The organism is Bernardetia sp., assembly GCF_020630935.1.
Lineage (GTDB): Bacteria > Bacteroidota > Bacteroidia > Cytophagales > Bernardetiaceae > Bernardetia.
This window is the reverse complement of sequence record NZ_JAHDIG010000054.1, coordinates 1-23,025: the sequence shown is the minus strand read 5'-3', so window position 1 is coordinate 23,025 and position 23,025 is coordinate 1. Positions and strand designations below refer to the sequence as shown.

Annotated in this window: 16 protein-coding genes, 1 tRNA gene and 1 pseudogene; 8 read left to right on the top strand and 10 right to left on the bottom strand. The window is 34.1% G+C overall.

Going from position 1 to position 23,025, the window contains the following annotated elements; all coding sequences use genetic code 11:
• Window positions 1-53: 53 nt before the first annotated feature.
• The 5 genes from QZ659_RS14635 to QZ659_RS14615 form a co-directional block, all read right to left on the bottom strand.
• Window positions 54-1,988: a fumarate reductase/succinate dehydrogenase flavoprotein subunit gene (locus QZ659_RS14635; RefSeq protein ID WP_291726717.1), complete on the bottom strand. Its 1,935-nt coding sequence runs from the start codon at window positions 1,986-1,988 to the stop codon at window positions 54-56.
• A gap of 159 nt (window positions 1,989-2,147) precedes the next feature.
• Window positions 2,148-2,978, bottom strand: a complete 831-nt coding sequence (locus QZ659_RS14630) for a succinate dehydrogenase cytochrome b subunit (RefSeq protein ID WP_291726715.1) — start codon at window positions 2,976-2,978, stop codon at window positions 2,148-2,150.
• A gap of 343 nt (window positions 2,979-3,321) precedes the next feature.
• Complete coding sequence (locus QZ659_RS14625; protein ID WP_291726712.1) at window positions 3,322-4,428, bottom strand: chorismate mutase; 1,107 nt, start codon at window positions 4,426-4,428, stop codon at window positions 3,322-3,324.
• A gap of 200 nt (window positions 4,429-4,628) precedes the next feature.
• On the bottom strand, window positions 4,629-6,779 hold the full coding sequence (locus QZ659_RS14620; RefSeq protein WP_291726710.1) for a GAF domain-containing SpoIIE family protein phosphatase: 2,151 nt from the start codon (window positions 6,777-6,779) through the stop codon (window positions 4,629-4,631).
• A gap of 127 nt (window positions 6,780-6,906) precedes the next feature.
• Window positions 6,907-8,049, bottom strand: coding sequence for a CaiB/BaiF CoA transferase family protein (locus tag QZ659_RS14615; RefSeq protein WP_291726707.1), 1,143 nt, complete (start codon window positions 8,047-8,049; stop codon window positions 6,907-6,909).
• 214 nt (window positions 8,050-8,263) lie between these two features.
• Between QZ659_RS14615 and QZ659_RS14610 the strand changes: the two genes are divergently transcribed.
• Together QZ659_RS14610 and QZ659_RS14605 are read left to right on the top strand one after the other, a co-directional pair.
• Window positions 8,264-8,336, top strand: a tRNA-Thr gene (locus QZ659_RS14610).
• A 125-nt stretch (window positions 8,337-8,461) separates the two neighbouring features.
• Window positions 8,462-9,871, top strand: a complete 1,410-nt coding sequence (locus QZ659_RS14605; RefSeq protein ID WP_291726705.1) for a choice-of-anchor Q domain-containing protein — start codon at window positions 8,462-8,464, stop codon at window positions 9,869-9,871.
• Between the two features lie 112 nt (window positions 9,872-9,983).
• On the opposite strand, the gene def is transcribed toward QZ659_RS14605, so the two are convergent.
• Both def and QZ659_RS14595 read right to left on the bottom strand, forming a co-directional pair.
• Window positions 9,984-10,535, bottom strand: coding sequence for a peptide deformylase (gene def / locus QZ659_RS14600; protein ID WP_291726702.1), 552 nt, complete (start codon window positions 10,533-10,535; stop codon window positions 9,984-9,986).
• Between the two features lie 400 nt (window positions 10,536-10,935).
• Entirely contained in the window at window positions 10,936-11,364 is a 429-nt protein-coding gene (locus tag QZ659_RS14595) for a hypothetical protein (protein WP_291726700.1), read from the bottom strand.
• Between the two features lie 231 nt (window positions 11,365-11,595).
• Here QZ659_RS14595 and QZ659_RS14590 point away from each other — a divergent pair, with 231 nt between their 5' ends.
• The 3 genes from QZ659_RS14590 (at window position 11,596) to QZ659_RS14580 (ending at window position 14,844) form a co-directional block, all read left to right on the top strand.
• Window positions 11,596-12,969 (top strand): ADP-ribose polymerase, encoded by a 1,374-nt coding sequence (locus QZ659_RS14590; RefSeq protein WP_291726699.1) that lies wholly within the window; start codon window positions 11,596-11,598, stop codon window positions 12,967-12,969.
• A gap of 89 nt (window positions 12,970-13,058) precedes the next feature.
• Window positions 13,059-13,931 (top strand): hypothetical protein, encoded by an 873-nt coding sequence (locus QZ659_RS14585; RefSeq protein ID WP_291726697.1) that lies wholly within the window; start codon window positions 13,059-13,061, stop codon window positions 13,929-13,931.
• Window positions 13,932-14,409: 478 nt separating this feature from the next.
• Entirely contained in the window at window positions 14,410-14,844 is a 435-nt protein-coding gene (locus QZ659_RS14580) for a CHRD domain-containing protein (RefSeq protein ID WP_291726695.1), read from the top strand.
• A gap of 147 nt (window positions 14,845-14,991) precedes the next feature.
• Here the strand turns inward: QZ659_RS14580 and QZ659_RS14575 are convergent, their stop codons facing one another.
• On the bottom strand, window positions 14,992-15,612 hold the full coding sequence (locus tag QZ659_RS14575) for a hypothetical protein (protein ID WP_291726693.1): 621 nt from the start codon (window positions 15,610-15,612) through the stop codon (window positions 14,992-14,994).
• A 64-nt stretch (window positions 15,613-15,676) separates the two neighbouring features.
• On the opposite strand from QZ659_RS14575, the gene QZ659_RS14570 reads away from it, so the two are divergent.
• Window positions 15,677-16,945, top strand: coding sequence for a CAP domain-containing protein (locus tag QZ659_RS14570; RefSeq protein ID WP_291726690.1), 1,269 nt, complete (start codon window positions 15,677-15,679; stop codon window positions 16,943-16,945).
• A gap of 1 nt (window position 16,946) precedes the next feature.
• On the opposite strand, the gene QZ659_RS14565 is transcribed toward QZ659_RS14570, so the two are convergent.
• On the bottom strand, window positions 16,947-17,621 hold the full coding sequence (locus QZ659_RS14565; protein WP_291726689.1) for a DUF1684 domain-containing protein: 675 nt from the start codon (window positions 17,619-17,621) through the stop codon (window positions 16,947-16,949).
• Window positions 17,622-17,982: 361 nt separating this feature from the next.
• Between QZ659_RS14565 and QZ659_RS14560 the strand changes: the two genes are divergently transcribed.
• Window positions 17,983-19,764, top strand: coding sequence for a serine hydrolase (locus QZ659_RS14560; protein WP_291726687.1), 1,782 nt, complete (start codon window positions 17,983-17,985; stop codon window positions 19,762-19,764).
• Between the two features lie 184 nt (window positions 19,765-19,948).
• Here QZ659_RS14560 and QZ659_RS14555 read toward each other — a convergent pair whose 3' ends face one another.
• Window positions 19,949-20,434, bottom strand: a complete 486-nt coding sequence (locus tag QZ659_RS14555; protein WP_291726685.1) for a YHS domain-containing (seleno)protein — start codon at window positions 20,432-20,434, stop codon at window positions 19,949-19,951.
• Window positions 20,435-20,705: 271 nt separating this feature from the next.
• Between QZ659_RS14555 and QZ659_RS14550 the strand changes: the two are divergent.
• Window positions 20,706-23,025: pseudogene (locus QZ659_RS14550) on the top strand (hypothetical protein); the annotation flags it as partial.

Below are 23,025 nucleotides of genomic sequence, written 5' to 3'. Positions count from 1 at the left end.
TTATTAAACCTATAAGGTTTCTGAAACCTTATAGGTTTATTATTATTGTTAAATTATTTATAACTACGCTGTGTAAGTTTGACATTTTCAAAGACTAATTCTTCTTTATGAAGAACTGGGTCGCCTGTCATAAACTCTGCTTTACTATCTCTTGGATATTCCCAAGCAGCTACGTAAGAATAATTTTCATCATCACGCTTTGCTTCGCCATTGATTTCATATTCCTCTCTGAAGTGACCTCCACAAGATTCATTTCTATCTAGGGCATCGATAATCATAAGTTCACCAAGCTCTAAGAAGTCAGCAATACGAAGAGCTTTTTCAAGTTCTGCATTGAGTTGATTGTCTGTTCCAACAACTTTCACATCATTCCAAAACTCTTCACGTAGTTTCTGAATTTCGGTACGAGCTAGTTTCAAACCATCTGCATTACGAGACATTCCACAATACTCCCACATAATACGACCTAATTTCTTATGAATTTCGTCTGGTGTTTGACTACCATCTACGCTCATTACTTGCTTAATTCTATCTTTTACCTCTGCTTCTGCTTGCGCAAAGGCTTCATGAGATGTATCTTCTACTTTGTAAGGCTGTGTTGCTAAATAATCCCCAACTGTATAAGGAGCTACAAAATAACCATCTGCCAAACCTTGCATTAAGGCACTTGCTCCCAAACGGTTTGCACCGTGGTCAGAGAAATTCGCTTCTCCAAGTGCATACAATCCATCCACATTTGTCATGAGGTTGTAATCTACCCAAAGACCTCCCATTGTATAGTGAGGAGCTGGATAAATCTTCATTGGCACTTTGTATGGGTCTTCGTCTGTAATTTGCTTATACATATCGAAGAGGTTACCATACTTGTCTTCTACATATTTCTTTCCATCTCTCTTGATAGCATCTCTAAAATCAAGGTAAACAGCTTTTCCAGTTGCTCCTACTCCCAAACCTTCATCACAAACATATTTTGCATTTCTTGAAGCCACATCACGAGGAACAAGATTACCAAATGTTGGATATTTTTCTTCCAAATAATAGAAACGGTCTTTATCAGCAATATCGTTTGGATTTTTGTTTTTATCTTCTGGATTGCGTGGTACCCATACACGTCCGTCGTTACGAAGCGATTCTGACATCAAAGTTAGTTTTGATTGGTGGTCGCCAGAAACTGGAATACAAGTTGGGTGAATTTGCGTGTAACAAGGGTTTGCAAAATAAGCTCCTTTTTTGTGCGCTCTCCAAGCTGCCGTAGCGTTACAAGCCATAGCATTAGTAGAAAGGAAAAATACATTTGAATATCCACCTGTACAAAGCAAAACAGCATGTCCTGCGTGAGATTCAATTTCTCCAGTTACCAAATTACGAGTTACGATTCCTCTTGCTTTTCCATCAATTTTGACAACATCAAGCATTTCTGTACGAGTAAACATTTCTACTTTACCTGTCGCTACTTGACGGCTAAGTGCAGAATATGCTCCTAAAAGAAGCTGCTGTCCTGTCTGTCCTTTTGCATAAAAAGTACGTGAAACCAAAGCTCCACCAAAAGAACGGTTATCCAACATTCCACCATACTCACGAGCAAATGGAACACCTTGTGCTACACATTGGTCAATAATATTAACACTTACTTGTGCCAAACGGTGAACATTTCCTTCTCTTGAACGGTAGTCTCCACCTTTTACAGTATCATAAAACAGACGATATACACTATCGCCATCGTTCTGATAGTTTTTGGCTGCATTGATTCCTCCTTGTGCTGCGATAGAGTGCGCTCTACGTGGACTATCGTGGAAAGTAAATGCTTTTACGTTGTAGCCAAGCTCTGCTAAAGAAGCTGCTGCTGATGCGCCTGCAAGCCCTGTTCCGACAACGATAATAGTATATTTACGTTTGTTGGCAGGGTTTACTAAGCGAATATTAAATTTATGTTTGTCCCACTTTTCGCCGATTGAGCCTTCTGGGATTTTTGAATTAAGTTCTGACATAATTGTTTTTTTTAGTTGTATTTTAAAGAAATACGCTACTATTAAATATTAGTTCAATTTGAATTGAATCTTTTGAAACAACTTTACACTATTGAATAACTTGTTTGTTCTAAAGGTTTTAAAATCTACCTTAATTTAGAATTTTTATTAAGATACAAATTATTCAGCAATACTTTCTTTTACATTTTCCCAAGGCGTATTTGGCTCTAGACTTGACCAGTCAGATGTTTTCCACTCTATCTGTTTTTTATCAAACTTATTTCTCACGTTATCTGCTGCCTCATCAATACTGTTCGCAACGCCAAATTGAGCCAACATAGCAAGTGGCATAGAAGAAAAACCTACAATGAACAAAATTGCTAATGCTTTGCTTGCTGCCGAAATGAGTGGAGTATATTTTTTGTGATTTAAGCCGAGTGTTTGGAAGCCACTTTGGAAACCGTGCCACAAGTGCATTCCTACAGCAAGCATACTTACAAGATACAAAGCTGCAAACCACCATACAGAAAGTGTCGTGGCTACCAAAGCATACAAGTTTTTGTAAGCTACACCATCTATTTCCATCACAGGTTGGTTTCCTCCAAAATGATATTGAAACCAAAACTGACCCATGTGCATAATGATGAAGAACAATAAAATAGAGCCTAAAATACCCATATTGCGAGATGCCCAAGATTTTTCGGAATCACCACTAACAGCATAGCCTGTTGGGCGAGCTTTTTTGTTTTGCAGGGTAAGAAAAAGAGCTACCAAAGCGTGTAAAACAATAGAGCCATACAATAAATAAGAAGTTATTTTGATAAGAGGAAATGTTGTCATAAAGACAGCATAGACATTAAACTTCTCACTCGCACTAGCAATATCTGGAATAAGAAGTTGGAAGTTTCCAGACATATGAACAATCAGAAAAGTTACTAAGAATAACCCTGTTAGCGACATCAATACTTTCCTACCGATGCTACTTGTGAGGGTACGTATAATCCAATTCATAGAAAGAATGGTTAAGTTGATTAGAAATTTGATTAAAAATAATTAGGGTAAATGCTAATTTGGAATACAAAATAAATGATTGGTTACTTATTTTGTTTGGTTTAAATATGCTTAGTTATGCTATAAATATAACTTTTATTTAGCCATTTATGCACTTCTAACCCAAGAAAATAAAACCTATTCAAAGGTACGTCTCAAAAAATAGCATTGCAATATGTGATTATAGTTTTTTTCTTATTTTGAAGGTTTCTAAATAAAGAAAACTATACTAAATTAGCAAACATACTTATCCAATAAAAAAAACCAATTACATTTAGAGTAATTGGTTTGTTATCTCATAGCTTTAAAAATCTTCTTTTCGTTCTGTTTGAATGCGTATAGATTCGTCGTGAATGAGTTTGAAGACTGCTGAAACAAAGTCTGGATTGATATCCATCGTTTCTGCCCATTCTGGACGGCTTTCAAATACTTTTTGCCAACGTTCTAATTGAAAAACTGGTAAATTATTTTCTCTTTTATAATCTCCAATTTGTTTTACAAGTTCTAAGCGAGCCACAAAATTTTCTACTACTTCTCTATCAATTTTATCAATTTGAGTACGAAGGTCTTGCAATTTATCAGAAAGACCAGCCTTCTCTAAGGTTTCTAGGTTTCCTGTACGTATCACAATTTTATCCAAAATTTCAGCTAAACGACTTGGCGTAACTTGTTGTTTGGCATCACTCCACGCATCGTCTGGGCTACGGTGTGTTTCTATCATCAAACCTTCATAGTTTAAATCCATCGCTTTCTGTGAAAGAGGATAGATAAGCTCTCTTTTTCCTCCAATGTGGCTTGGGTCGCAGAGAAGAGGCAATGTAGGCAATTTACTTTTTGTTTCGATAGCTAACTGCCACATCGGTTCGTTACGATATTTTGTATTTCCATAACTAGAAAAACCACGATGCAAAGCAGCCATTTTATTGATTCCAGCTTGATAGATTCGCTCAATTCCTCCCATCCAAAGAGCAACATCTGGATTGATAGGGTTTTTTACAATTACTGGAATATCAATTCCTTTGAGTGAATCTGCAATTTCCTGCATTGTAAACGGATTTACAACACTTCTTGCGCCAATCCAAAGAATATCTACTTCGTGTTTGAGTGCTTCTTCTACATGTTCTGGCTTGGCTACTTCGGTAGTGATGAGCTTTCCAGTTTCTTTTTTGACATCTAAAAGCCATTCTAAGCCTATTTTTCCAACGCCTTCAAAACTACCTGGGCGTGTGCGAGGCTTCCAAATTCCAGCTCTCAAGACTTGTATTCGGTCGTCTTTAGCAATATCTTTACACGTCTCCATGAGTTGCTCTGGCGTTTCTGCGCTACAAGGACCTGCTATAAACAAAGGTTTTTTGTCTGTATTCCAGTTTGAGTTTTCTGGAAACCAAGATGATAAAGGGGCAAATTCCATAAATATATGTATTTCAAAACTATTTGTAATATCTTGTATTACATATAGCTACGAAAATAAATACTAAGTTCTATTCTCTATTGATAAAGTAATTAAAATTATTCTGATTGTATTTGTGTTTTTCTTATTCTCTTACTTCTTAAAAAAAATAAAAATTTATCAAAGTTAGATAAAAATGGTTTTTAGAACAATACTTTGAGTTAATCAAAACGCATCACCATTACTGTATAGTCATCGTGTAGGGCGTCTCCTTCTATAAACTGATAAATATCATCAATGACTAATTCTGCAATCTGTGCAACATTGCAATGAGCATTTTCCTCTACAAAATTTCTAATTCTCTCATATCCATATTCTTCTTTGGAAACAGGATGACGAGCTTCATTGATTCCATCAGTATAGAGAAAGAAAATATCTCCTTCTTCGTAGTCAAAAATAGAAACTTGTGCATGTTTTCCATACGTTCCATTTCTGATTATCCCTAAACCAATACCTTTTTCATCTAAAAAATCTGCTTTTTCTTCTCTAGCATTGTAGTAAAGTGTAGGACAATGACCTGCACGAGAAGAATATATCTTTCGTTTTTCTGTGTCAATGATAAGATAAGTTGCTGTTATGAAAAGACGAGGTTCAAGACAAGAACTAAGTGCGTTATTGGCATATTCCATAAATAAGTCTGGACTTAAATCTAAACGTACCAGACTATGAAAAATCCCTTTCATTTGAGCCATATAAAAGGCTGCCGAAGTTCCATTTCCAGCCACATCAGCAATAATAACTGCAAAACGATTGGGCGCAACTTGAAAATAATCGTAATAATCACCACCTACTTCATCGGCAGAACCAGCCTTTACACAGATTTCGAACTGGTTCCCTACATCAATGATATTTGGCAAAAGGCTTTCCTGCACTCTGTGAGCAATTTTAAGCTCATTTTGGTAACGCTGTGTCTCTACAGCTGTTGTGATGAGTCTAAAATTATAAATTGCCAAACTAGCTTGTGTTACAAAAGAGGTAAGTGTGGTCATAACCACATTATCAAAGGCATTATCAACTTCTTTTAATAGCACCAATGAACCTAAATAACTTTTGTTGGCTATCAGAGGTAAAGAAAGGACAGATTGATAAGTTTGCTCTTCATACTCTTTTTCAAAAAGCTGCATCGCTGAATATTTTCTTGGCTTGCTTCTGTCCAAGCCCTTTTCATAGATAACCTTTTTAAGTTCTATGGCTTTATCTCTTGAAATATCTTTTGTAATAAAATCTCGCTGTGTGTTCCAAATCTCTAGCCAAGCAGCATCTGCGTGTAGAGTTTGAATAGCACTTTCTAAAAGAACTTTATATACTTCTTTTTCATTATCTCCACTCAAAAGAGATTCAGAGAGTTTTTGAAAACTAGCCAGCTCGCCTATTTTTTTCTCAAAGACGGAAGAAGTAGGTAAGTTGAAAAGCAAAAGCAATGCACTTGTTATGGAATACGTTCCTGTAAAAATGAAAGTCGCAATAAAAAACTTTGAGTTTTGAAGTTCAAACACTAAATTTTCAACAGTTTGGGCAGGTATTTTTCCTTTGGAAAGGTCGTAATAATGCAAAAAATCAAATAAGAAATATACTTGCACTGCCAAAATAATCAATAAAAGTCCGATAGAACGAATTTTATGATTGAAGTTTAGATGAGCAATCCAACGAATATTAACAGACAAAACAAATGTCATTAATATCAAAAATAGAAGAATAATTTGTGAATAGGGGTCAAAAAATTCAAAGCCAAAAAAATGAAAAAACAGCGTAAAAAACAGGGTGTATTCATACGTTTTCATCAACGTACGCATAAATTTATTGGCTTGATAGGTTATGAGATGTTTCCATTTATGGTAAGCAGTAAGTAAAAAACCTACAAAAAGTCCAAAATCTACGTGGTAGATGAAATTGTAAAGCAAGGTATGCTCTAACAAATAACTTGATGCAACACTTATAAAAATAATGAGCATCAAAGAAAATGATACGGATATAATACTTGAACCAAATGCCTTCCATAAGAAGCCATAAAAATCCTCATTATCATCTTTCTGCACATCAATTCTGCGAATGGTAAAAAATGTACACAGAAGAAAAGCATTAAAGAGTAATCCTTTTATCCAAATAGGTAAGTTTTGCTGAAAGACTTGGTGTCCGTGTATTAATAAATATTGCTCTATCATACCATAGGCAGTAAGAAGTACCCACGATAGTATCGTCAAGAACAACAATATTGTTTTATAGCCTTTTTGGGGCAGAGCAAAATTCATATAACGAACAGAAAGGAAATATTTTGTTGAATAATGGTCTAAAATCACAGATTTAGAAGCCAACTAGAAATTGTTGCAAGCTACAAAAAACTATTGCCAAAAGATACTCTATTTCAAGAAAAATATACATTATGTGATTTTTTGGCACAGTCAATGATAAAAACTAATAAAATATAATCATAACCTCTCATTATTTCAATTTTTTCTCAAATAAAGGAGGTGCATCTAGATTCAGATTATGTGGTTGGTTGTCAAAGCGAGCTACAAAATTTTTCACTCCTGCAATTTTTTTATTTTCATCTTGAAGAATAAGTTCTTGTGCCTTCTTGTTTTCAAAAGCCTTTGGAATATCATTGACACTGCCAGCAGGAACATTATTTTCTTCTAATAATTTCAAAACTTCTTTACTTTCTGTTTGTAGAAAAGCATCAGCTAAAATAGGACGCAATATTTCTCTGTTTTTCACTCTGTTTACATTTGTTTTGAAACGCTCATCTTTTGCCACTTTTTCAATCTGTAACACATCACACAAAACAGAAAATTGTTTATCACTCCCCACAACAAGCATCAAGCTATCTGTTTGGGTTTGAAAAATTGTTCCGTACGGAAAAATATTAGGATGTTCGCTACCCATTTTTTGAGGAGAATGTCCTGCATTGAGCCAGTTAGTAGCTTGGTTGGCAAGTGAGGCAAGAGCAGATTCGTATAGAGAAACTGTTACATAACTTCCTTCAAAATTATTGCCTTCCTTTTCTCGTTTTAAAAGAGCAACTAACAAGCCTTCCTTGAGTTGGTGAGCAGCCAAAATATCTATCAGAGCTACTGGCATTTTTGTTCCTTCTATTCTTGTATCATTTTCATTTGGTTTTTCTCCGTTCATAAATACAAATCCTGTTTCAGCTTGTATGAGCGCATCATAGCCTACTTTATAGCTATCTGTCCCATATCCTGTAATATGTCCATAGATAAGTTTAGAGTTTAATTTTTTAAGTGTTTGATAATCTACCTCTAATTTTTCTGCATCTCCTTTTTTATAACTTGCCAATACAATATCTGCCGTTTCAATTTCCTTGTAGAGCTTATTCTTGTCTTCCTTATCATAAATATTAAGAGCAATAGACTTCTTACCCCAATTTATCGCCGAAAAATACGCTGAAACACTATTTTCTGTATCTTCAGTAGGTAGTTTCCACGAGCGAGTAACATCACCCCCAGTCAGTGGATTTTCTATTTTGATTACCTCTGCTCCACATTCTGCAAAAAATTGTCCCACAGAAGGTCCTGCCAAAACGCTTGCTAGTTCAATAACTTTTATTCCTTTTAAAATATCCATAGTTTAGTAGGTTTATAATTCGAACAAAACTAACAAATATTTTTTTTGAATTATTTTTTCAACAAAACTGTTTGATAATCAACTACTTGATTTTGAAAAGCAACAAAAGGTTAAAAAAATATTTATTTTTACTTGCAGGATTAAAAAAGTCGTGTTACCTTTGCATCACATTAAAGGAAAGCACAACAGAAAAACTTCTCTTTAAAACTTAAAAGCCTTCTTAGCTCAGCTGGTAGAGCAATTGATTTGTAATCAATAGGTCAACGGTTCGATCCCGTTAGAAGGCTCAAAAACAAAATCCCAATACAATTTTTAAAGCTGTATTGGGATTTTTTTATGTCCTTTATTCTCAAAAATATCGTCTTTATATTTCGTACCTTTACTCGCTATACATCAAAATTACTTTCAGAAAATGAATCAGAACTTTAAAGTTTTTAATCAAAAATACTGGGTGGCTTATATTACACTTTTTGCTACTTTTTTGCTTTTTGCTTGTGAGCCACAAGACGAAATGATTAGTACAGACAAGAGCAACAGAATTAGTTTTTCGCCTGATACAGTTTTTTTTGATACACTTTTTACTGGTTTTGAGTCGCCTGTAAGGCGTATAAGCGTAAAGAATTTTAATGATGAAGCAATAAATATTTCACGCTTATATCTTCAGACAGGAGAAAATTCGCCTTTTCGTCTGACTATTAATGGAACAAAGCAGCAAGAAGCCAATGATATTTTTTTGAGAGGAAATGATAGTCTGCGTGTTTTTTTAGATATTTTACCTCCAAAACTGGATTCAGATGAAATTACAAAACTAGAAGATTTTTTAGTGATGGAAAGTAATGGTAATACAGAGCGATTGCCTATTGTGGTGTGGCTACAAGATGGAATTTTATTAGAAGACTCTGTTTTAGACTGTCAGACAATTTGGAGTGGTAAAAAGCCATATATCATAAAGGGAAATGTTTTGGTAGATGAAAATTGTAAACTTACGATTGAGGCAGGTGTGAGAGTATCTTTTCTGACCAATGCAGCTCTTTTGGTGGCAGGTTCGTTAGAGACAAACGGTACAGCAACAGAAAGAGTAACGCTAGGAAGTTTTAGGAATGATGAAAGTTTTAAAAATGCACTAGGACAGTGGTTTGGAGTTTTTTTTGGTGAGAATAGTAGAAACAACAAAATTTCATATACAACTATCGAAAATGCGACAGTAGGAATACGCTTCGGAACGCCAGACAGCGACACAATTCCAGATTTGATTATTCAGAATACAGAAATTAGAAATATGGCTGATGCAGGTGTCTTTTGTCTAAATTCTGATGTTGTTATTCAAAACACGCTTATTCATAACTGCCTAAATCGTACTTTTTCAGCAGGTGCAGGAGGAAATTATTATTTTTATAATAATACTTTTTCAAATTTTGGTTTCAATTTTTTCAGAGAAGAACCTTCTTTTGAGCTTTCTAACGTGCTGGCATTCATAGATACTTTGGGAAATGAGCAAGTTATCAGAGAAGATTTGAATGCTTATTTTATCAATAACATTATTTGGGGAAGTATAGACGAAGAACTTACTTTATTTGCTAGTCCAGAGGCAGGTTTTCAAACTTTTTGGAATGCTAATCTTTTGAAAACGACACTTTTAGATAACTCTTTACCAAATATTTTGAATCAAGCCCCAATGTTTGTAGATGCGTTTAATGGAAAATATCAGCTAGATTCGCTTAGTCCAGCTATAGATGCAGGTCTTGACATTGGGCTAGAAATAGACTTAGAAGACAACCCAAGAGATTCAAACCCTGATATTGGAGCGTTTGAGAGACAGTAATTTTTTTATAATCACAAATAAAAACGGTTCTTCTCACAAAAAGAAAAACCGTTTTTATTACGTTTAAATAACCGTCGTTGAGGTCAGAACCGTCAACGAGGATTGGTAACATTTATTTCTTAGGCAACGTTGTTCTATAATCTGCACCTATTTTTCCTTTACTGATTTTATCTAATTTCCCTTTCAAAAGGCGTTTGCGAAGTGGAGAAAGATAATCTGTAAACAAAATACCTTCTATGTGGTCGTATTCGTGTTGAATGATTCTAGCTGCGATGCCATCAAAAGTATCTTCGTGCTGCTCCCAGTTTTCATCAAAATATTTTATTCTAATATTTGGCTTACGAGAAACATCTCCTCTAATCTGTGGAATACTCAAACAGCCTTCTTCGAATACCCACTCTTCGCCTTCTTCTTCCAAAATTTCAGCATTGATAAACACCTTCTTAAAACCTGCTAATTCTTCATCCATTGCACCACCATCAACGACAAAAATACGTTTTGCTAGACCGATTTGAGGTCCTGCCAAACCTACACCACTAGCCGAATACATTGTTTCGAACATATCTTTTGCCAGTTCTTTTACATCAATAGAACCATCTTGTTTTATATCAGTTGCTTTTTTTCTAAGCACAGCATGACCATATACGTATATCGGACGAATCATAAATTTCAGATTTTACTTTTTAGAAATGAAATAAAAACAAAGGTACGGAAAATACAGTTACTCTATATGGGTGTACGACAAAAATCCCTTTTTGATTTTATAGCAAAAAAATAGCCTTTACATTTCGTTGCGCTGCAACTCCCCAATAAATATATGATAATTCATTCTACAAATATGATGTTGCTCTGCAACTTTTTCTACGCTCTTTTTTTACAAAAAATACGTTTTTATTAGCTTTTAGCAAAAATAGCTGGCGTTTATACCCTTCAACACAAGTTGCAGAGCAACGTTCTGTTGGTAGAATAAAACAAAGTGTAGAAAGTAGAGTTGCAGAGCAACGAAATATTAAATCTTTTGCAAAAAGGGAAATTTGTCGTACACCCTTCTATATACTCATAATTCACTTGACTGAATAATCTATGTTTTTAGCTACAAAAATTTCTGTTCCAACTAAAGGAAATTCATAAAGCCTTTCATATTCGTAATAATCACAGGAGTATTCAATTTCTTTATCTACCAATGAGCTATAATTTTCTCCACAAAGAAGCGTAACAATAATACAATCAATCGTGCCTTCTACGTGATTTGTAATAGCATAACTATTCAATGCAGAATCATACTTTACTACTCCTTCACCAGACAAATGTTTGATAAAAGTATTCCCCTCACAAGGATTTTCTAAAGAATCAGTTGTGCCTTCTTTTTGATAACTACAAAGATAAAGCAGAGTATCAGATGTTTTAGGTTGCTCGTCTTGCTCAGTACAAGCTGTAGCGAAAGCTATTATTGTACTCAACAAAAAAACAGTAAAAATGTGATTGACTTTCATAGTTTTCAAAACTTAATGGAATACAGTTTTTTCAAAATCACAAAATAATTTTGCCATTTTTTTTAGTCCTCATATACATTACGACCTACTCTGTTAAATTTGTTGTATAAATAATTAGTAATTGCTATAATAATTAGCATTAATTTCTTAAATTAGCTTTTAAAGATGAGATTTTAAAAGTATTGCTAAAAAAAACATCATTTTCTTGTACACCAAATTTATCTATCAATTATGCAAAATTTAATTTCTACCAATGTAAAAGTAGATGGTTTCAAAACGCTTAGAGTAGCCAAACTCGTAATGGTAACGGCTGTCAATAACAACAAATATTATGAAATGCGCCAAGTTTCTGACGAAATATTTTCAGTTTCTTATGGAAGAGTGGGACAGCGTGCAGCCGTAAACGAATATTCTATGTACGAGTGGGAAAGCAAATACAGAGAAAAAGTACGGAAAGGCTACAAAGATGTAACACACCTTTTCTTAGACGAGTTAGGAAACAAATCATCTCAAAAAAACGCAAATTCTTCTTTGGCTTCGTGGTCTGCTATCAAAAATGGAGAAGTACGTGAACTTTTTCGTCATCTTACACGCTACTCACAACGTTCTTTATTCCAAAGTTATGAAGTTTCGGCTGCCGAAGTTACGATGGCACAAGTAGAGGAAGCTCAAAATGTATTAGACAGTTTGGCTAAAAAAGTAGATTTTAAATCTCATAAGATTACTCAAAAAAATGTAGAAAACTTTGATACGACAAGTTTTAACGCACTACTAATAGAACTCTATGGCATCATTCCTAGAGCAATGAAAACTGTACAAAACCACCTTTTAGAATATTCAGCAGGAAAAACTGTTACAAAAAAGATAATTCAGCAGGCAAGGCAAATTTTGAGATACGAACAAGAAACACTTGATGTAATGCGTGGGGAGGTAGAACTGAGACAGCAACAGGCAAAATCTTATAAAAGCACACCATTATCAAGGAAAACAGATACTACACTTTTGGATACACTCGGCATAGAAGTCGATATTTTGGATGAAAAAAAACCAGAAGATGCTCTCCAAATAAAACGTATTAAGAAAATGATGCAAGAAGAGGTAGGCAAGTTTGTAAACGCATATTCAGTAAAAGACATCGCCCAAGAACAAATATTTACAAATGCTCTGCGAAAAAGCAAATACAGAACAACTGATTTACTTTGGCATGGTAGCCGAAATGAAAACTGGCTTTCTATCTTAAAAACAGGCTTAGTTTTGCGTCCTACCAATGCACTCATTACTGGAAAAATGTTTGGCTACGGATTATATTTTGCCGACAAATGCCGAAAATCATTAAACTATACCTCACTAGCAGGCTCGTTTTGGACGAGTGGCAATGACAAAAAAGCATTTTTAGCCATTTATGAAGTCCATACAGGAAGACAACTCAAAATTAAAGAGTATGAGGATTGGTGTGCTTCTCTGACCTATGAAAATCTCAAAAAACAAAGTTCGGAAGCCGATTCACTTTTTGCAAAAGGTGGTATTGACCTTCTCAACAACGAATATATCATTTACAAAGAAAATCAATGTACGATTCGCTACTTGGTAGAGATACATTATTAATCTTCCTAAAATAACTAACTATTGACAAGGTCAAGACCATTGTCAAAGTTGAAAAAAACAAAACTTCTCAACTCTAAATATAATCTACTATGAAAACACTCTCTTTGATAGATGTACAACTTACAGCACACGAGCATTTCAAAAAACGTGGTTTTACAACTACCTTGGATGTGAAAAACGAACTTCGGAATAAAGGCTTTCATGCTATTCAGTCGGAGGTTTCTCTTTGGATGGACGAGCTGGCAACGGAAGAAGAATGGGATTATGAATGTAATGGCACATTTAGAATGTATTCTTTGGGAGAAGATGAACACTACTCTGCTACTCTTTATATGGTAAAGGGAAATGCGTTTTGGGAGGGAGAACTTCACGGAAAAACAATTTGGGTAACACACGGAGCTATTGGCAGCACTATGCAAAGTCGTACGGTTCACGAACACACTTTTCCAAAAAGCCGTATTGCTTGGGCAAATTGGAAACAGATTGTTACTAGAAACTATCAACATGGTTTTAGGTCTGTCGAAAACCCATTTATTGCTCGTTTGCGTTTGCGTTCTCTCTATCAAAATTATAGATTACAAAATCCTGTTTCTTGTCTTATTTCTTATCGAAATACAAAAAAGTATTTAGCAAGAGGTAGTCAGTGGATAGAAATGCAAGGAAATTATGTCTTGGGTTGGGATTTACCCAATCAAAATAAGGAACTCAAAAGAATGCTTCGCAAAAAAGAATGGAATAGCGTACAGGTAGAGTTTCAAACAGTTCATGTGCATCATGAAGAAACTTCTCATAAAGAACCACTCTTGGTAGAAGATGTCGAAAAACCAATTATGGAGCTTGATAATTCAAATATTTATGAGATAGAACTTTCTTACCCCAATGGAGAAACTCTTTACTTGAGTGCTTATGATTGGAAATGGGAAAATGAATTACTGCCTTTAGTGCGTTGGCTGACTTTATAATATATTCAGAATATAGATTTTAGGTTTTTGAATAAAATACAATCTTTATAGATAGGAAAAACCGTTTTTTAAAGTACTGGGCATTCATAGATATTTTCTGTTCTGTGAGTCACAGAACAGGGAAAAGTACCGTTCTTTCGTGTTTTAGTAAAGCAACACCAAAAAATTTTTATCTTAATGTCCAGTACTCTAACGGTTTTTTATTTTTGTATCAATACTATTCTGTGGTGTACAAACCCTAGTTTGTTTTAGAATCGTGAAAAACAAATATTATCTTTTTCAAATATTTTAAGCTCATCTTGTATTGATGAAATACTACATCTAAGCTCCTTTTTACTACTCTGATAAATAAACTCTATCATTAAAATTTGTACATTTTCAAGAAAAAAATTAAAAAAACATAAAATAAATAAAACAATGTACTGACAAAAACTGTTTAGATAGCCAAATTTATTTTTTACTAAATCCTTTTATTATTATGAAAAACTATTGGAAGACTGCCTTATGGAGTATGATGCTTGTATTATTTGCATTTGTGGCTGTTAGTTGTGGAGATGATGATGACGATGAAGAGCCATTAAAAACAAAAACATATACACTAGAAACAGTAGCTGCTGGTGTAGGGGGGACAGTTACGTTTACTGAAGCTACCTCTTCAACAACTACTGTACAAATAGCCCTTACTGGCGCACCTGATGGAGGTGTACACCCTGCTCACATTCATGATGGAGATAAAGAAAGTAATGGCCCAGTTGCATTTAATATTGGCCCTGTTGAAAACTCTACAAGTACGGCTACTGTAAATCTAGGCTATGACGAACTATTAAACTATAATGGTTATGTAAATGTACACCTTAGTGCAGATAGCTTACAAGTTGTAGTAGCAACAACAAATATTGGTTCGAACGAGTAGAAGTATTCTACAACTTTTTTTAAACATTAACATTTTAAAGCAACTTTATCTTAAAACTCTTCTCTAGTAAGAAGAAATTAAGCTAGAGTTGCTTTTTTATGTGATGACTTCTACTATGTGAGTTAGTTCACTTAATATCAAGTGCTATTAACACCAAAGAGAAGTTTCCCAAACTTTAAACTTTGGGGTGACTTTGTAAGTATCATCATTATAATAACGTATCATCTGACTAGCTCGGTAGCGCATCCATTCTTCATTAATCACATTATAGTTTTTATCAAACCGAACGATATTGCAAACAAGTGCTGTCAAAGCCTCTAACGGACTGCCTGCATAATCTAAAAAACATTCTGCATAATCTTCTTCAAGATTTTTCAAGGGTTCTGTATCCAATGTTCTAAAACCAAAATCTATAAAAAAACGTGCTATTGTACTGCGCCAATTTTCACTTTCTTGTAATTCATTTTTTGTAAATGGAAATTTATTTGACGGGATTTTAGATTTTTGATACAAAGATTTTACATACTCTTTTGTAGAAATAAAACTTTTCTTATTTCCTCTACTACTCGTTCCGTTTGCATTGTAATTACCAAATAACTCTAAAGCGTAAAGCATTCCCAAATGCTCTGATTTTTCATAAACAATATCTACATCAATATCGTCTTGAATAAGTAGAGTATCATTACCAATATAAAATCCAAAAAAACGCATATCTGCTACTATTTCATAGGGTAGTCGCTTTCCTTTTCGTGCATCAAATGTTTGCATACTTCTTTTTGGCAAGTAAATTGAATTTTAGAAAAACACATATCATCTTCTCAATCTTCCAATTATGAAAAAAACACTTTTATTTATAGCTTTATATCTTGGCGTACTTCATTTTTCCTATTCTCAATGCAATGAGTTCCAAAAATGGATTCCAGAGTGGAAACAACAAAAATACAATGCAGCTAGTACAGCCCAAAATGCAAATTACCTAAATGAGGAGGAAAAAAAATTTTATTATTTTTTAAATTTGATGCGTCTGAATCCTTCACTTTTTGCAGAGACCTTTTTAGATAAATGCACAGATTGGAATAGCGCAAACTCACTAGGCTACGTGGTTATGTTTGGCAAAGATATTCAACAACTTTCCAAAGAACTCAAAAAAATGCGTCCTCTTCCTGCTGTTGCTCCAATGAGAGAAGAATGTATTTTGGCAAGTTGTTATAATAAAGATGAAAGCTGTCCTAATTTTCAAGTGAGTGGAACATCATCTTCTATGTATTACGAAAATACAGGAATGCGACTCTTGATGTCTATTCTAAAATCGCAATCGAATAACCAAGCCAAGCAAATTCTACTCTCTGAAAAGACTACTTTTTTTGGCATTTCTATTCTTCCCACCTTAAAAAAAGGACAAACTTCGGCTCGCCTTACAAAATTTGACAGAAAAGTGTTGGAAATAAAAGAAAATGAAAGTGGAGACGAAACCATCAGTAACTATACAGAAGCTCTTAACCAAAGCAATACAGTAATGGATATTTTACCTCATGAAAAGGCATTTTTAGAAGCCGTTCCAGCATGGAAAAATCCGAAATACAATATTGCTCACACAGCCCAAAACATAGACTATCTGACAGAAAATGAAAAGCTAGTGTATTACTATCTCAATTTGGCTCGGCTAAATCCACCTCTTTTTGCAGAGACTTTTTTGGTAAAATATAAAAAGTGGAACTCACACGAAAATTTGAATTTGTCAGATTATTATACAGGTTCGCTTTACAAAACAATGAAAAACATGCAGCCTGTTGGTGTACTTTATCCACAAAAAGATTTATTTGAAAGTGCAAAATGCCACGCTATTTCGTCTGGCAAAAAAGGATACGTCGGACATGCACGCCTAGCTAATTCAAATTGCGTAGCAAAATTTTCTGGAGAATGTTGTTCCTACGGACAGTTTGATGCACTCAATATTGTAATGCAACTTCTGATTGACTCGGGCGTGCCCAGTCTAGGACATCGCAAAATCTGTTTAGATGGTAGATATAAAACATTAGGCGTTTCAGTTCAACCACATAAAACCTATCGTTTTAATAGCGTTTTAGATTTTGGTAAATAAGTTATTCGTGTTTTTCATAACTCACACCAGCTAAAACCTTTATATCCAAATGATTTTCTTGTGGAGGAATAGGACAAGAATATTTCTTATTGTAAGCACAATAGGGATTATAGGCTTTGTTAAAATCAATCGTTATTTTATCTAACTCCTGCCCATCTGCTGTCTCTCTTTTTGGAATTCTCAAATCGATATAACGTCCTCCATAATAAGATTCCTGTCCGTTGCTAAGGTCAGTAAAAGGCAGAAACAGATAATCTTTGTATTCCTCTTGCTGCGCTAAATCTTGACTTTGATATACATTGAGAGTATGATTTTTTCCGTGTAAAGTAAAACTCACTTCGCCAAATTTTTGATAAATAGGTTTTCTATCTGTTGTAGTTTGCATCTGAAAAGGTTTTCCGTCTGTTGTTCTGACAAAATTAGCCTCTACCTTATAATCTTCATCAATCTTGAAAAAAGGCAGAGATGTAAATTTCTTTCTATCCTTTTCTTCTAAAGGAGATTCTTTAGGGTTTTTGTAGCTCTCATTCATTTCCTTTTGAAAGGCTTTTATTTGAGAAGTATAACTATCTGCCTCAGAGCCACCATCTGTTACTTTTTTAGAGCTTTGGCAAGCTGAAATAATGAATAAGACCAAGAAAGACAGAACAGTAAAAAACAAACTTACCTTCTTCATATTTGATTGATTTTTATGAGTTTTAGCAAAAAATATTTCTACAAAGGTATTTATTTTTTATAATCCTTTAAATAAAAAGAAGTACCATTTTTCATTTCCAATAGTAAAGAATCTGATTCAAATAGCTTCCCATTATTCACGGCATAATCGCAATACGAAGAAATATAAAATCTAAGATTTCAATACTACTAGAGGAATTTTGGAAGGAAATAGCAGAGTTTAGGAAAAATAGGATAAATACTAAAAAAGGTCAAAAGTGCTGATAGGTTGTAATGAATTAACAACATATCTTACCAACTAACTTTAAAATGCCTCACTTCTACTGTTGAGGCTACTTTTTTCATACAATCAATAACCAAAAATGAAATTTAAAATCAAATTTTTCTTTCTCTTCTGTTTTTTGGTAAGCACACATTGTTTTGCTCAAGATAAGCAGATAGATAGCTTATTTTCTCAATATAATTCTCAAAGTGCAGGAGTAGCTATTACAGTTGTTAAGGATGGCAAAATTGTATTCAAAAAAGGATATGGTTTGGCTAATATGGAATATGATATTCCCATTACTCCCCAAACTGTTTTTCACGTAGCTTCTGTATCCAAACAGTTTACGACTTTTGCTATTTATCTTTTAGAAAAAGAAGGAAAAATTTCATTAGATGATAATGTACAAAAATATATCCCAGAACTTCCCAGCTTTGACAAGCCTATCACTATTCGTCATTTGTGTTCTCATACAAGTGGACTGAAAGACCAATGGTCATTACTAACTTTAGCAGGTTGGAGAATGGACGATGTGATAACTACTGAACAAATTTTGAAAATGGTTAGTATGCAAAAAGAGTTAAACTTTCCAGTAGGAACTCAATTTCAGTATAGCAATACAGGTTTTACTCTTTTAGCAGAAATTGTCAGTAGAGTTTCGAAAATGTCTTTTGCAGAATATGTACAGAAAAATATTTTTCAACCTCTAGCAATGACAAACTCTTTAGTGTATGACGACCATCAAAAAATTGTAAAGAACAGAGCCTATTCGTATGAACTTGAAGATAAAAAATATGAAAAGAGAAAGCTAAATTATTCAAATGTTGGAGCTACAAGTGTTTTCACAACTGCTGAAGATTTAGCGAAATGGACAATGAATTTTGAAAAACCTATTGTTGGCGACCCAAAACTTATTGAGAGATATAACGAAATTTCTCTGTTAGACGATGGAAAACCAAATATTCTAGCTATTCTGAATGGAGACACTATTTACCACGCCAAAGGACAGTTTGTAAGAAATTATCGTGGTATAAAATTATACAATCACACTGGAGGTGATGCAGGGTTTAGAAGCTATTTAGTCAGATTTCCAGAAAAAGAATTTTCTGTTATTCTACTTAGTAATGATATTGATTTTGACAGACTAGGCAACGGATTGAAAATCGCAGAATTTTATCTAAAAGATGATTTTGAACCTCAAAAAGAAACCGTACAACAGCCCAAAACCGACAATTCAAATGAAGAAGTTTATCAATCAGATATAAATAAGTTTGTTGGAAATTATTATAGTTCTGAACTCAATACAAATTATGAAGTCGCTATAAAAGATGAAAATTTATTTATGCAACACGACAGACTTGGTACGATTGAGCTAAAAAGAACTGGAGAAAATAAATTTGAAGGCATAATTAGCTTTTATGTAACGATAAACTTTTTAGAAGACGAAAAAAAGAATATTACAGGCTTTGAAATATCTAATTTTGGAGCTAAAAATGTAAAATTTAACAAAGCAACTCAACCTATTTCTATCCTTCCAAATGATAACCCTGTTGCAGCACAGTTAGCACAAGCTCAACTAGAAGCCTATAATAATGGAGATTTAGAAAAATTTGTAAAGCCTTACGATGAGGATGTTGAAATCTATCTTTTCCCAAATCAATCTTATGGAAAAGGCAAAGAATGGATGAGAGAAAATTATAAAAAGTTATTTAAAAATTCTCCCAACTTACACTGTCAATTAGTCAACAGAATTGTATTAGGAAATACAGTCATTGACCACGAAAAAGTCAGTGGAATGCAAGGAATGGAAACGTTTGAGGCTGTGGCTATCTATAAAATAGAAAATAACCAAATTAAGAAAGTATATTTTATTAGAAAGTAATCATTGAGCTATGCAAAAGCCGTGTTTTGCCTATTGCATAACACGGCTTTGAAATAATTAGACTCAAATCTTCTCAAAAACATCTTCCATAAAGGAAAAACTCACAGGCTTTCCATCTTCCACTTTGAAGCCCATCACAATGCCGTTTCCAAGGGTATAGGTTTATAAATTACAAAATAAGGTATTATTTCACTTCCGACCAGTTCTCATTTGCTTTTTTCTTTAAATTTTCCTCATCTTCATTCCAATCCTCTAACGTATCAGTAAAGAAGTTTTTATAAAAAAGATAGAGTTTTCCATCTACAATTTTATAATTCTCTGGATTCATCGTTACTTTTTCATTCTTTGCTCCCATTGCATAGGCACACCAACCTCCATACTGAGGCATATATTTCTGAGGGTTTTTGATAAACAAATCTCGGTGTTCTTTAGTAGCAAATCTATAAATTACTCCCAAGTATCTTGCTGAAATAGAAGGCTTTCCTTTTTGCGGCTTATTTTCTACAAAGTAAGAAACAACATCGTAACCTTCGATAGCAACTCCTTTATCTAAATTGAAGTGTTTGACACAATATTCTTCTGTAAGTTTTTGAGCTTGTAGATTTTGATTGATTATGAAAATTAATCCTAGCAAGAAAATATAGTGAATGTGTAATTTGAAAAATTTCATAATTGAAAGTTTTTGATTGTGATACTCATTAAAAATAATCAAAATTTCTAACTTATCATATTTTTTGAAATAGTATCAGTTATATATTTTTTTGATCAAGATTGAATCCACAAAAGTATTTTTACAAAACTCTAAATTTATTGCTTATTATTCAATATTTTTCTATTTTGTAGGTAATAAAAATTACTTTATTGTACTTTTTTAATATTCTTTTCATAAAAAATTGTTTTTGCTTATCAAATTTCATCAATTCAACCAAAACTAAAAAACTATGCATTTAAAAACACTACTAATTTATCCCATACTGGGATTTCTGTTGTTATTTTCAACAGCAAAGGCACAAGTAACCACTTGGGATACAGGAGAACTCAGTACACTTGTTGATAATACCAACTCTTTTGTAGAAGGTACAATCCACCCTATAACAGGAGATTTTTATGGTATTTGGAGACATGACGATGGAAGTTCAAACAATCCAAGTGATCCAAAAACTGGAAGACTAGACATTGCTCGTTGGAATGGTACAACTTGGAGTATTATACATCAAATTACTCCAGCCCTTATTGGAATAACCAACGTTGATGCCTTTCAAGATGGAACTTCAATTAAAATTGATAATTCTGGTAATATTCATATTGCTGCTCGCTATATTCAAAACAATGCTTGTTGTACACAAATGAGAGGATTGGTGTATGGAATGTATAATGGTGGAAGTTGGAGTTTTACACAACTGACTGCAGCCACTGGCTCCAATGGAAGTACTAGAGAATTTGATGTAGCTGTTAATAGTACAGGAAACCCTAGTATTGTATATGTAATAAGAAATAGTACTACTGATTATAAATTAGTATATGCTGAAAAATCTGGTGCATCTTTTACCACAACAGACGTTGTGAGTTTTACAGGTTCATCTATAGATTTGGAAGACCCTAGTTTAGAGTTTGACTCTAATGACAAAGCTCATATCTCTTATATGAGAGATGAGGGAACTACTGACCATTTAGATTATTCAACAAATGCTTCTGGAAGTTGGGTAACTACAAGAATTGTAACAGGTGGTGCAAGTAGTCGCCCTTCCTACAATTCTTTACAAATAGATGCAAATGATAAAATACATGTAGCTTATTATGAATCAGTTAATGCAGATTTGAGGTACATTAATAACACAAGTGGAAGTTGGGTAGATGTTGTTATTGATAATGGAGAAATAGGAAATGGTTGTGAACTAGCCATTAATTCTAATGGACATAAAATAATTGCTTATTATGATGCTTTTGACAACGACAACATTAAACTTGCTACATTTCCGTCAGGAGGAACAATTTGGAATATAGAAACAGCTTATGATAATCCAGATGGTTCTAATAGTCTTCATAGGTATATTGGTTTAGGGTTTAATAACTCTAACAGAGTAGCAGTATTGATTGACAGAAGAATAGCAAGTAATGATAAGCGTATTATGCATGCTACAGGTACTTATAATACACCAGTAGTATTATCCCCTCCCACAGTAACCACAGCCACACAAAGCAATGTAACAGTCACCACAGCCGATTTAGGAGGCAATGTAACTGCTGACGGAGGAGCAACTGTAACAGAAAGAGGTATTGTATGGGCAACTTCCTCAACTCCAACAACCGCAAATAATAAAGTACAAATTGGAACGGGAACAGGAGCTTTCAGCCAAACAGTAACGGGGCTTCCTTCCAATACTACTATTTTCGTTCGCTCTTATGCTATTAATAGTCAAGGTACTTCATATGGAAGTGAGATTAGTTTTATGACGTTATCAGCAGGTCTGTGTACAGTATCAAATCCTAACCTTAATATAACTCAAGCAGATGGAAATATTGGTCAGAGTTTTACTGCCTGTCAATCAGGGACATTAGATAAAATTAGGTTTGTAATGGCAAATAGTACAGTCGGAATAGGTAAAACAATGACTATCCGTGCTGGAGACGGTGTTAGTGGGACAGTTTTAGGTACTGTTCCTAATATAGAGGTAACAGCTTCATCTAATGGTTCTGATTATAGAGAAGTAGATGTGAGTGGGCTCAATATATCTGTAACCAGTGGAACTTCCTATACTTTTCTATTTGATATAACATCTATTCATTATGCTAATACAGGTTCTAGCACGTACTCAGGTGGTAGTTTATACTTTAATGGATCAAGCTTTGATCTTGACTTAGTATTCCAAGTGGAGATTACTAGTTCGACTACTACTCCCACAGTAACCACAACCACACAAAGCAATGTAACAGCTACCACAGCCGATTTAGGAGGCAATGTAACTACTGATGGAGGTGCAACTGTAACAGAACATGGAATTGTTTGGGATACTAATACAACACCCACTACATCAAATAATAAAGTACAAATAGGCACAGGAACAGGAGCTTTCAGCCAAACAGTAACAGGACTTCCTTCTAACACCACTATTTATGTTCGTTCTTATGCCATTAATAGCGAAGGAACTTCTTATGGAAGTGAGATTAGTTTTACAACTCTGTCTGCCTGCTCTTCGCCCACAGGCGCAGCCACAAATTTTATGGCAGGCAACAATCCAACTTCGACAACTTTAGACATAG

What these genes read in the sequence shown, in the direction of transcription:
- QZ659_RS14635 (WP_291726717.1), bottom strand. Translation starts at nt 1,988, where the DNA reads ATGTCAGAACTTAATTCAAAAATCCCAGAAGGCTCAATCGGCGAAAAG.
- QZ659_RS14630 (WP_291726715.1), bottom strand. Translation starts at nt 2,978, where the DNA reads ATGAATTGGATTATACGTACCCTCACAAGTAGCATCGGTAGGAAAGTA.
- QZ659_RS14625 (WP_291726712.1), bottom strand. Translation starts at nt 4,428, where the DNA reads ATGGAATTTGCCCCTTTATCATCTTGGTTTCCAGAAAACTCAAACTGG.
- QZ659_RS14615 (WP_291726707.1), bottom strand. Translation starts at nt 8,049, where the DNA reads ATGGATATTTTAAAAGGAATAAAAGTTATTGAACTAGCAAGCGTTTTG.
- QZ659_RS14605 (WP_291726705.1), top strand. Translation starts at nt 8,462, where the DNA reads ATGAATCAGAACTTTAAAGTTTTTAATCAAAAATACTGGGTGGCTTAT.
- def (WP_291726702.1), bottom strand. Translation starts at nt 10,535, where the DNA reads ATGATTCGTCCGATATACGTATATGGTCATGCTGTGCTTAGAAAAAAA.
- QZ659_RS14595 (WP_291726700.1), bottom strand. Translation starts at nt 11,364, where the DNA reads ATGAAAGTCAATCACATTTTTACTGTTTTTTTGTTGAGTACAATAATA.
- QZ659_RS14590 (WP_291726699.1), top strand. Translation starts at nt 11,596, where the DNA reads ATGCAAAATTTAATTTCTACCAATGTAAAAGTAGATGGTTTCAAAACG.
- QZ659_RS14585 (WP_291726697.1), top strand. Translation starts at nt 13,059, where the DNA reads ATGAAAACACTCTCTTTGATAGATGTACAACTTACAGCACACGAGCAT.
- QZ659_RS14580 (WP_291726695.1), top strand. Translation starts at nt 14,410, where the DNA reads ATGAAAAACTATTGGAAGACTGCCTTATGGAGTATGATGCTTGTATTA.
- QZ659_RS14575 (WP_291726693.1), bottom strand. Translation starts at nt 15,612, where the DNA reads ATGCAAACATTTGATGCACGAAAAGGAAAGCGACTACCCTATGAAATA.
- QZ659_RS14570 (WP_291726690.1), top strand. Translation starts at nt 15,677, where the DNA reads ATGAAAAAAACACTTTTATTTATAGCTTTATATCTTGGCGTACTTCAT.
- QZ659_RS14565 (WP_291726689.1), bottom strand. Translation starts at nt 17,621, where the DNA reads ATGAAGAAGGTAAGTTTGTTTTTTACTGTTCTGTCTTTCTTGGTCTTA.
- QZ659_RS14560 (WP_291726687.1), top strand. Translation starts at nt 17,983, where the DNA reads ATGAAATTTAAAATCAAATTTTTCTTTCTCTTCTGTTTTTTGGTAAGC.
- QZ659_RS14555 (WP_291726685.1), bottom strand. Translation starts at nt 20,434, where the DNA reads ATGAAATTTTTCAAATTACACATTCACTATATTTTCTTGCTAGGATTA.